At 56.1% G+C, this 9,991-nt stretch carries 10 protein-coding genes; 6 read left to right on the top strand and 4 right to left on the bottom strand.

Annotated elements, in window-relative coordinates:
• Positions 1-734 precede the first annotated feature (734 nt).
• The 4 genes from msrA to E8K88_RS11265 all read left to right on the top strand — a co-directional run bounded on the left by msrA (position 735) and on the right by E8K88_RS11265 (position 4,838).
• Positions 735-1,295 (top strand): peptide-methionine (S)-S-oxide reductase MsrA, encoded by a 561-nt coding sequence (msrA, locus tag E8K88_RS11280; RefSeq protein WP_240754480.1) that lies wholly within the window; start codon positions 735-737, stop codon positions 1,293-1,295.
• 282 nt (positions 1,296-1,577) lie between these two features.
• Positions 1,578-2,843, top strand: coding sequence for an NADP-dependent isocitrate dehydrogenase (icd, locus tag E8K88_RS11275; protein ID WP_136406764.1), 1,266 nt, complete (start codon positions 1,578-1,580; stop codon positions 2,841-2,843).
• A 355-nt stretch (positions 2,844-3,198) separates the two neighbouring features.
• On the top strand, positions 3,199-3,495 hold the full coding sequence (locus tag E8K88_RS11270; protein ID WP_136406763.1) for a BTH_I0359 family protein: 297 nt from the start codon (positions 3,199-3,201) through the stop codon (positions 3,493-3,495).
• Between the two features lie 119 nt (positions 3,496-3,614).
• On the top strand, positions 3,615-4,838 hold the full coding sequence (locus tag E8K88_RS11265; RefSeq protein ID WP_136406762.1) for a zinc-binding metallopeptidase family protein: 1,224 nt from the start codon (positions 3,615-3,617) through the stop codon (positions 4,836-4,838).
• On the opposite strand, the gene coaD is transcribed toward E8K88_RS11265, so the two are convergent.
• Positions 4,823-5,326, bottom strand: coding sequence for a pantetheine-phosphate adenylyltransferase (gene coaD, locus E8K88_RS11260; protein WP_136406761.1), 504 nt, complete (start codon positions 5,324-5,326; stop codon positions 4,823-4,825). The two genes, E8K88_RS11265 and coaD, sit on opposite strands and share 16 nt — an antisense overlap.
• 93 nt (positions 5,327-5,419) lie before the next feature.
• Complete coding sequence (locus E8K88_RS11255; protein ID WP_136406760.1) at positions 5,420-5,965, bottom strand: dihydrofolate reductase; 546 nt, start codon at positions 5,963-5,965, stop codon at positions 5,420-5,422.
• Positions 5,966-6,340: 375 nt separating this feature from the next.
• On the opposite strand from E8K88_RS11255, the gene E8K88_RS11250 reads away from it, so the two are divergent.
• Positions 6,341-6,688 (top strand): rhodanese-like domain-containing protein, encoded by a 348-nt coding sequence (locus E8K88_RS11250; RefSeq protein ID WP_136406759.1) that lies wholly within the window; start codon positions 6,341-6,343, stop codon positions 6,686-6,688.
• Between the two features lie 121 nt (positions 6,689-6,809).
• Here the strand turns inward: E8K88_RS11250 and E8K88_RS11245 are convergent, their stop codons facing one another.
• On the bottom strand, positions 6,810-7,760 hold the full coding sequence (locus E8K88_RS11245) for a LysR family transcriptional regulator (RefSeq protein ID WP_136406758.1): 951 nt from the start codon (positions 7,758-7,760) through the stop codon (positions 6,810-6,812).
• Between the two features lie 445 nt (positions 7,761-8,205).
• Positions 8,206-8,361 (bottom strand): hypothetical protein, encoded by a 156-nt coding sequence (locus tag E8K88_RS18025; RefSeq protein WP_168797310.1) that lies wholly within the window; start codon positions 8,359-8,361, stop codon positions 8,206-8,208.
• Between the two features lie 111 nt (positions 8,362-8,472).
• Between E8K88_RS18025 and E8K88_RS11240 the strand changes: the two genes are divergently transcribed.
• Positions 8,473-9,972: a CoA-acylating methylmalonate-semialdehyde dehydrogenase gene (locus E8K88_RS11240; RefSeq protein ID WP_136406757.1), complete on the top strand. Its 1,500-nt coding sequence runs from the start codon at positions 8,473-8,475 to the stop codon at positions 9,970-9,972.
• Positions 9,973-9,991: the final 19 nt, after the last annotated feature.

Here is a 9,991-nt window from a genome sequence, read left to right as displayed (position 1 = left end):
TCCAGACAAGACTCCTAGCAATGACTATCTGGTACGACTGGATCCTACTGTGAATCCATCGGCGAACCGCTTGCTCGAGCCAGCATCGCTGCATCTGCGCATGATCCATGCTAACAGGCAACAAGCATGGCGCTCGCTCAAGACAAGGCTGCGAGTGGCACATGATTTGGCAGGTGATGTACATGCGCGGCTCAATTTGCAGAGGCCTTTCGCTTCAGCAGGCAAGCTAAAGGGGCTAGCCTGGCGCTGCATTTCTCCGTGCTGACGGCGCCACCACACTGCCTGTCATTGATGGCCGCTTAATCCAGCATCAATCGCGGATCTGGCAATACGCCACTCCACTTCCTTGCGCGCTCTGGCTTCGCGCGCTGGTTGAGATGCAATGCCATATGCCAATGCATGCAACAGGGAATCTCTTCAAAAAGCTTGCGCAGAGGCCAACGCGCAGCCATCACGAGCCGTGGCAATTCTCCCGCAAGGCGTCTTTTAATGGCTATGGCCGCTGCTACGGATGAAAAGACAATAAAACGGACCCTCTGCCCCCACACTCGGACCACAAAAAGGCGTTTTGCAGAAACTCCATAACTGGATTGATTAAGATAGAAACCGTAGCGCAGGCCGTCAATGCTGCGGACGCAGCAAAGACGGCTTGTGCCTCACTCAAATTGCCACCGTGCTCAATGCCAGCCAAACCGGCCAGTCACAGTGAAAAAATCCTTTTTATGGAGAGCCCCATGTCCCATACTGCAGCGAGAAAAGTTGAGATGATCACCTTAGGCGGTGGTTGCTTTTGGTGTACCGAAGCGGTCTTTACCCAAGTCAAAGGCATTGTGAGCGTTGAGTCTGGCTATGCGAATGGCGAGCTGCCCACCCGCCCGACCTACGAGCAGGTCTGCACCGGCAAGACCGGCTATGTCGAGGTCGTGCGGCTCGGGTTTGACCCAGAGCAAATCAGCGTGGCGCAAGTGCTGGAGATTTTCTTTACGATCCACGACCCCACCAGCCTCAATCGCCAAGGCGCGGACACCGGCACGCAATACCGCAGCGGCATTTATGTCGAAGAAGACGCGCACCGCGATGTCGCCAATGACTTGATTCGGGACATCAACGACAGCCACGTGCTGGGTAAACCGGTAGTGACCGAAGTGGAATCCCTGCGCAATTACTGGCCTGCAGAAGATTACCACCAGCGTTACTTTGAGAACAACCCCAACCAAGGCTACTGCGCGGCCGTGGTTGGACCTAAGGTAGATCAATTCAAGACCACCTTCAAAAGCCTGCTGATTGGCCAATAAGACGCTTTGGAAAGAACAAGCGCAAAGCTGTCGCCTCCGTACAGTTTTATAGGCACTTGGCCTGGCCACGCCGTGCAGGCGGTCTCACTGGGAGGCTAAAATGCGCGGCAATGTGCACCGGGCCTGCATTGAGCGTGCCTGTTCATATGCACACCCTCATGATTGGCGCATGGCCACGGTTGTTGAATCGGGCCATTCGCGCCAACATGCAGCCGCCGTTTGCGCACTTGCCGCAAATACACCAAGCCACCGATCAGCACCCCACTCGCTTGCGGAGACTGTATGAATTACCAGCATATCCAAGTGCCTAGCCAAGGCCAGAAAATCACCCTCAATGCGGACAATACCCTGAATGTCCCAGACCATCCGATCATTCCCTTCATCGAAGGCGATGGTGTGGGAGTAGATGTCAGCCCAGTGATGCGCCGCGTGGTCGATGCCGCCGTTGCAAAAGCCTATGGCGGCGCACGCAAGCTCGAATGGATGGAGGTCTACGCCGGCGCCAAAGCCACCAAACTGTATGGCCCAAATGCCTGGCTGCCGGCTGAAACCATTGATGTCGTCAAAGAGCACCTGGTCTCAATCAAAGGCCCGCTCACAACACCCGTCGGTGGTGGCATCCGCTCACTCAACGTGACGTTGCGCCAACAGCTGGACTTGTATGTTTGCCTGCGCCCAATTCAGTACTTTGCGGGTGTGCCCTCGCCGCTCAAAGAGCCGCATAAAACCAATATGGTGATTTTCCGCGAGAACTCGGAAGACATTTATGCAGGCATTGAATTCCAGGCCGACAGCGACCAGGCGCGAAAACTCATCCAGTTTTTGCAAGACGAGCTGGGTGCCAATAAAGTGCGCTTTCCGCACACCTCGGGCCTGGGCATCAAACCCGTCTCGCGTGAGGGCACGGAACGTTTGGTACGCCAGGCCATTCAATATGCCATCGACCATGACAAACCCAGCGTGACCTTGGTGCACAAGGGCAACATCATGAAGTTCACCGAAGGTGCTTTCCGCGATTGGGGCTTTGACTTGGCCAAGCGCGAATTCGGTGCAGAAGAAATTGACGGCGGCGTCTGGTTGCGCCTGAAAAACCCCAATAACGGCAAAAACATTGCGATCAAAGACTGCATCACCGATGCATTTTTACAGCAAATTGTGTTGCGCCCCATCGAGTACAGCGTGATTGCCACACTCAACCTCAATGGGGATTACATCTCGGAGGCACTGGCAGCGCATGTGGGCGGCATCGGTATTGCACCTGGCGCCAACCTGAACGAAACCGTGGCCATGTTTGAGGCCACACATGGCACGGCGCCCAAATACGCTGGCAAGGACTATGTCAACCCAGGCTCGATGATTTTGTCAGCAGAAATGCTGCTGCGCCATATTGGTTGGACAGAGGCGGCTGACACCATCATCCAAGCGATGACCAAAAGCATCCAAAGCAAACATGTGACCTACGACTTTGCGCGCATGATGGAAGGGGCAGTGCAGGTGAGCTGCTCTGGCTTTGGCGCGCTGTTGGTTGAACACATCGAACAAGCTTAAAACGGCTCAGCAGGGCACGCCTGCTAACCCAGCCCACCCAGCGGGCTTCTCTAGCGCAGAGAGCCCGCTGCCTGCAGATGACCGTAGTTGCCCCGTATAAGCGACTCACAGGAGGCCCCCCGCCCCCGTCATCAACCCGTCAATGGCCAAGCGCACGCACAGGCATTTCACCGATGTTGGCACAGCATGGTCCACTAACTCTAGCGGCTATTTTTTTCGTGCATACTTAGCGATATTGACAAGCTGCAGACAATCAGATCGCACTTGCATTTCGTGCTAGCTCGGACTCCATCTATTGAAAATTAGCCAAACGCCCTCATCCATGCTGAATGAACCTATCACACTGGAGGACTCCATGAACACACTGTATGACTCTGAAGCCTTTTCGGTTGTGCACATGCAGCAGGATATTCCCATGCCTCTTGAGGCAAACCCGCTTTTCACGCCCAAAGCTGAACACAACCTCGTGCGCCACGGTTTTGAGATTGTTGATAAACGCTCAGGCCGTGAGGTCTATTTGGATGGCAGCTGGGCCGAAGTATTCCATGCGCAAATTCAAGAATGGCAGCGCAACACCCCGACTCAAGAAGAAGTGGAAGACACTTTGGACAGCTACACCGGTTTGGCACACCACCCTGTGGTGATTCATTGAGCCGTTTTTAATACTGCATTTTTTAATTTCAAACAGTACACAGCGCAAATTGGCGCTTGGGGGCTTATGGGCGCCAGTTTGCATTAATTGATCAATCATTAATCGTTGAGGACATCAACATGCAAACATTCCAATGCACTCACTGCAACAGCTTGGTCTTTTTTGAGAGTCAAAGCTGTCTTTATTGCAGCAGCTCTTTGGGTTTTGACCCTGACTCGCTGCGCCTTATTGCACTACAAGCGCTCCCTGCATCTTCAGCCAATCAGCCCTCGGGGCTGGAATCACAAGCCGCCCCCAACGCCCTGGAGTCAGGCACGCCTGCTGCTACGGCACTATCGCAGCCGGCTTTGTGGTCGCTCCTTGACTCCCCGGAAGCGGGCTCGCCCGACCAGTCCCAGGCCAAACGGTTCAAATTTTGCCTTAATGCACAGAGCCAGAATAACTGCAATTTTTTGCTGGATGCCTCGGATCCATCAGGCTACTGCCTCTCGTGCAGACAAACCAAAACCATTCCCAACCTGTCCACACCCAGCAATGTACTGGCCTGGAAAACGATTGAAAATGCCAAGCGACGTTTGTTTTACACCTTGGCCAAATTAGGGCTTGATGTGCGTGAGCGCACACCGCGCTACGAATTTTTGGAAGATGTTCCAGGTGAGGATCCGGTCATGACTGGCCATGCCAACGGCCTGATCACCCTCAATATTTTGGAAGCCGATGACGCAGAGCGCACACGCAGGCGCATAAACCTGCATGAACCCTATCGCACACTGCTAGGCCACCTGCGCCATGAAGTGGGCCACTTTTATTGGGACCAGTTTTTTCTGCAGGATGCATTGGCACTCGATGCGTTTCGCGCCTTATTTGGCGACGAGCGCAGCGACTATGGCCAAGCCCTGGAGCACCACTATGCCAACCCTCGCCAGGATTGGCAACAAGACCACGTCAGCCAATACGCCGCAGCCCACCCCTGGGAGGACTGGGCAGAGACCTGGGCGCATTACCTGCATTTGATTGATGTGCAAGAAACCGCTTGCAGCTACCAGCTGCAATTTGCCACCCAAGGCCATGCAGGCAGCATCCATACAACCGTTGACAACCCATTCGTTGTGTTTGCACAAGCGCCGCAAGATGGCTCACCACAAGATATAGGCCCATTGCTGAACCAGGCCATGGGACTGTCTTTGTTATTGAACAGCCTCAACCGCAGCCTAGGCCACAACGACGCCTACCCGTTTGCCCTGTCAACCGCCGTGCTGCAAAAGCTCAACTTTGTGCATAACGCCGTGCGGCGTTATAGGCATCAAAGAACAGGCACGGCTGCAACTCAATTGTCAGACTGACGCTCTTTGACCCTCTGCAGCAAGCGCTGGTGCACCAGAGGCGAGACGAACCCTTGCACATCTCCGTGCAAGCTGGCGATCTCTCGCACATACGTGCTGCTGACATGCTGGTAGCGCTCACCAGGGGTCATGAATACCGTCTCTACATCGGGCATGAGCTTGCGGTTCATGCCCGCCAACTGCACTTCGTAGTCAAAATCGGTGACGCCACGCACGCCACGCACCATGACCTGCGCGCCATGCGCAAGCACAAAATCGCGCATCAGCGCAGAAAAGCTGTCCACAGAGATGTTGGGTAAATCAGCAAATACATCGCGCACCATCTCCATGCGCTCGCCCAAGCTGAACATGGTTTTTTTGTGATGCCCGGCAGCCACAGCAACAATCAAACGGTCAAACAAACCGGCAGCGCGGCGAATCATTTCTTCATGACCGCGCGTGATGGGGTCAAAGGTTCCTGGAAACACGGCCAAAATAGATGCAGCCATTCATTCAACTCCTAGCTAAGCTCTGGACAAACGAGACAGACCGAACACGAATGCAACAACCAACCATGCACAAGCATGGGTAGGGCAGCCAGCTTACGGCTGTTTGCAGTAGTGCACAAAATCAAACGCAACAGGCGCGCCACCTTTGGCAATGGGGGCCTGGTGCGTTTGGCGGCTGAGTTCACGAAACGCCTGGCGATCCCACTCAGGAAACTGGGTGTCGCCCTCAATATCCGCCTGGATTTCGGTCAAATACAAATCAGTGGCCACAGGCAATGCCTGCTGGTAGATCTGACCACCGCCAATCACAAACACGGTCGGTTCAGCGCCTTGCTCGGCCCCCAACTGAGACGGCTGCAGTGGCAGTGCCAACGCACGCTCCAGGCTATCGACCAAGACCACACCGGCAGGCAGCTCCAACTGGCGTGATGACACCACCACATGCTCACGCCCTGGCAAAAGACCGGGCAAGGAGGCCCAGGTGCGGCTGCCCATGACCATTCGCCGTCCCATGGTTTTCTCTTTGAAATAACGCAAATCCTCGGGCAAATGCCAAGGCATGCCACCATTGAGGCCAATCGTGCGGTTGCGGGCCATTGCGGCAATCAAGGCAATGCGGGGTGAAGGGGAAGAACTCATAAAAACAAACCTAAAAACAATCCAGCTCGCGCTGCCACGGGCCCGTTGATGCCCATGCATCCACTGTGTGTCGCAGCGCCGCATGCCAGCAACCATGTGATGGGCATGCAAACGGCAGCAAGCATACCGCATGAATGCGCGGCCACATGCATTTTCAAAATGCCCGAAGGACGCCATTGCATGCGGCAATGGCATTGGGCTTTGTCATAATGCCGCATCTGGCAGGTTTCACCCAGAGCACCGCAGCCATCAGCACATGGTGATGGAGATGCCAAGCGCACCCCAGTGCCGATCCCGCATTGGCATTCGTCGGTGCGAGATGCGAGGTGCCACCAGCCAACAGACACACTGGATTTTTAAACCTTTCTCGCAACTATGATTGAACAAATCACGCCACAACAAACCGCAGAATGGAGCCAGCAGCAGTTGGCCAAACAAGAAAAGCCTTTGCTGATCGACGTACGCGAGCCATGGGAGTGGGCCCAGGCCTCGGTCACCGCACCTGAAGGGTGCGAGCTGCTGCAGCTCTCAATGGGCAATATTCCCGGCATGCTCAACCAGCTTGACCCCGATCGCCCTACAGCCTTGCTCTGCCACCACGGCATGCGCAGCCAGAATGTGGCCAATTTTTTGCACCACAATGGCTTCTCGTCCTTGGCCAATATTACCGGTGGCATTGACTCCTGGTCATTGACGGTTGATACCGCTGTGCCGCGTTACTGACCACCATCTGTTCACAGTCTCGAACGAAGCCTGCTGCCATCACGGCGAGCAGCGTCGTCTCAGCGCGCCAAAGCTCGACGCTGAGCGTTTTGGAGCCTAAAAGCAGAGTTTTGTACAAGTTCTAAGACAGCAACTGGTCAAACGACGCATGGGTCACCTGCACCGGCGTTGGCGAGCGGCCCATCAAGAAATCCGCATTGATGCTGGCCACCAGGCGCAAGTAATCCCACAGTGCTCTGACGCGCGCCAATTCGCGGCGCTCTGAGGGCGCTGCCAGCCAATAGGTTCTGGTAATGCCCACTTGCTCGGGCAAGACAGGCACCAAATCGGGCACGTTCTGGCACAGAAAATACGGCAGGATGCCAATGCCCATGCCCGCTCTGACTGCCGAGAACTGCGCATTCAGGCTGGTGCTGCAAAAATACGGTTGTGCATCCGGCACCACGCTTTTAAGGTTCAGTTGCTGGTCGGTAAAGACCATGTCATCCACATAATCCACCCAGCGCAAATGCGTCAGGTCATCGCGGTGCCGGAGCGGCGGCAACGACTGCAGATAACTGCGGCTCGCATACGGCACCAAGCGGTACTCCAGCAACTTCACAACGACAAAATGGTCTGCAATGGGCCGCTCCAATGTCACCGACATATCGGCCTCCCGTTTGGAGAGGTTGATGTTGCGCGGCATCGGCAGCAAATCGACGTGGATGCTGTGGTGGCGTTGGCAAAAGCGTGCCAGGTGCGGGGCCAGAAAAAAACTGCCGAAGGCCTCGGTCGTGCCAATACGCACATCGCCCGACAATGCCACGCTGTCGCCAAACGAGCTGGACTCCATCGAGTAAATCGTCGCCTCCAGCTTTTCCACATGCTCAAGCAGCCGGTGCCCAGCATTGGTCAAGCGATGGCCACGTGAGTTACGCTCAAACAGTTTCGAGCCAATGCTTTGTTCGAGCCGTTGCAAACGGCGCGACGCGGTCGACTGATTCATCCCCATTTCTGCGGCCGCATCGAAGGCCGACTGGTGGCGTGCAATGGCCAAAAAAACCCGCAAATCATCCCAATTGAATGGCGTCACTGACAAGTCCTTCTTGAATGCGTTTTTGCATAATGAATATGCAAAATGCGTCTAGTGCAATGCGTTTATGCATTTTATTATGCGCAAATAAGCATAGGAGACAAGCATGCGCATCGGAGATATTCGCTCGGGCAAGAAAGGTTTTCCAATCGCCCCCAATTTGGTGAAAGCGGGCTTTGACGTGTGCAGCTTCGGTCTAGCCGAATCTGCCCTGGCAGCCTTTGCCAATAACGAGCCCCCCTGTGTCGCCGACCCATCGGATACGGCACAAAACAGCAGCTTCGTCCTCACCAACGCGCTGCTGCCCGCGCTCAGCTCACCACGTTCTTTGGCGATGGCTCCACGATTGCGCTCCACGCGGCCCGGGCCATCGCGAAGGTCGTGCAAGCCAGTGGCCATTGGTTGTATCGACGCACCCATTGCTGACAGGACTCACGCAGCCGCATCAACCGGCTTGACCTGCATGGCCTGCGGCCGAGGTGTCGAACTGGCACGCGCCCGACCGATGCCGACCGCACAGCCCACGACCAGCCAGCCACTGCTCAGCAGCCATGCAGCAAAGGGCCATCAGCACAAGGGCTTCAACAGTATTTTCTGCCATACCCGTGCGGCCTGAAGCACGGCTTAAGAATGCCAGAGCGGATTTTGGCCGACCAAGCAAAGTCCGCCCTCGCCCAGCGCTTTTCCCATTACACAACAAGGAGACAATGCCATGAAAACCATCGGCCACTTTATTGGCGGACAGCACGTCACAGGCCCAGGCCTGCGCCATGCCGCCGTGTACAACCCATCAACTGGCAGTGCATCGGCCCAGCTAGACATGGCAGACCGCCGCTTTGTCGATGAGGCAATTGCCAAAGCGGCCAAAGCGCAACAAGCCTGGGGCAGCGCCTCCCACGCCCACCGCGTGGCGGTGATGTACAAATTCCGTGAGCTGCTGATTGCCAACACCGACGCACTGGCTGAAATCATCGGCCAGGAAAACGGCAAAACCATCCAGGACGCCAAAGGCGAGTTGGCCCGCGCACTGGAGGCAGTGGAATTTGCCACCAATGCCCCAGCGATGAGCAAAGGCGAATTCTCTCGCAATGTCGGCGGTGGCATTGATGTGTATTCAATGCGTGTGCCCTTGGGCGTGGTCGCTTGCATTGCGCCATTCAACTTCCCTGTGATGGTGCCCTTGATGATGAGCACGATGGCCATGGCCGTGGGCAATGCCGTGATACTCAAGCCGTCAGAGAAAGTGCCCAGCGCAGCACTGGCTTTGGGCGACTTGTGGAAGCAGGCCGGTTTGCCCGATGGCATCTGGAACGTGGTCAACGGCGACAAGGAAGTGGTTGACGCCTTGCTGGAACACCCGGACATTGCCGCAGTCTGCTTTGTTGGCTCGACTTCGGTGGGCGAATACATCTACCACAAGGGCACGGCCCATAACAAACGGGTCGGCGCGTATACCGGTGGCAAAAACCACATGATTGTGATGCCCGATGCCGATCTGGAAGCGGCTGCTTCAGGCTTTGTCACAGCAGGCTATGGCTCGGCCAGCCAGCGCTGCATGGCCTTGTCGGTGCTTGTCGCCGTGGGCGATGAAACGGCTGAGCGATTGAAAACCTTGCTCAAACCTCTGATTCAAGCCTTGAAGGTCGGCCCCTACAACGACAGCCAAGCGGACTTTGGCGCCGTCATTTCCGCCCAATCCAAAGCGGCCATTGAAAACGCCATTGCAGCGGGCGTGCAAGACGGTGCGCAGTTGGTGGTGGATGGCAGGCAAGCGCCATGCGCAGGCGATGCCGCCGGTTTTTATGTGGGCGCAAGCTTGCTGGACCATGTCCGCCCCGATATGCCGTTTTACCAGGAAGAAGTCTTTGGCCCGGCACGCGCATTGATGCGCGTCAACAGCCTGGACGAAGCCCTGCAGCTGACCAACAGCCACCAATACGGCAACGGCGCAGTGATCTACACCCGCAGCGGCGCCAGCGCCAACCGCTTTGTGTCCGAGGTCGACGCCGGCGGCATTGGGGTGAACGTGCCTGTGCCCGTGCCAGTGGGCTACCACAATTTTGGCGGGTTGCGCCGCTCGCGCTTTGGCGAAGCCCACCTGTTCGGGCCCGATGCCTTGCGCTTTTACACCAAGCTCAAAACAGTATCGCAGCGCTGGCCTGAGCAAGCCTCGGCCACGCCGACGTCGCTGGCCTTTCCTGGCAACGAATAAACGCATCGCAAAGCCTTGC

This window comes from Lampropedia aestuarii (assembly GCF_004803635.1).
Classification (GTDB): domain Bacteria; phylum Pseudomonadota; class Gammaproteobacteria; order Burkholderiales; family Burkholderiaceae_C; genus Lampropedia; species Lampropedia aestuarii.
Note: the sequence above shows the minus strand (reverse complement) of the source record. Positions and strands in the feature narration are given on the sequence as shown.

Excerpts from the sequence above, each read along its gene's own strand:
- E8K88_RS11265 (WP_136406762.1), top strand. The coding sequence starts at position 3,615 with ATGCAAACATTCCAATGCACTCACTGCAACAGCTTGGTCTTTTTTGAG.
- E8K88_RS11255 (WP_136406760.1), bottom strand. The coding sequence starts at position 5,965 with ATGAGTTCTTCCCCTTCACCCCGCATTGCCTTGATTGCCGCAATGGCC.
- icd (WP_136406764.1), top strand. The coding sequence starts at position 1,578 with ATGAATTACCAGCATATCCAAGTGCCTAGCCAAGGCCAGAAAATCACC.
- E8K88_RS18025 (WP_168797310.1), bottom strand. The coding sequence starts at position 8,361 with ATGGCAGAAAATACTGTTGAAGCCCTTGTGCTGATGGCCCTTTGCTGC.
- msrA (WP_240754480.1), top strand. The coding sequence starts at position 735 with ATGTCCCATACTGCAGCGAGAAAAGTTGAGATGATCACCTTAGGCGGT.
- E8K88_RS11250 (WP_136406759.1), top strand. The coding sequence starts at position 6,341 with ATGATTGAACAAATCACGCCACAACAAACCGCAGAATGGAGCCAGCAG.
- coaD (WP_136406761.1), bottom strand. The coding sequence starts at position 5,326 with ATGGCTGCATCTATTTTGGCCGTGTTTCCAGGAACCTTTGACCCCATC.
- E8K88_RS11270 (WP_136406763.1), top strand. The coding sequence starts at position 3,199 with ATGAACACACTGTATGACTCTGAAGCCTTTTCGGTTGTGCACATGCAG.
- E8K88_RS11240 (WP_136406757.1), top strand. The coding sequence starts at position 8,473 with ATGAAAACCATCGGCCACTTTATTGGCGGACAGCACGTCACAGGCCCA.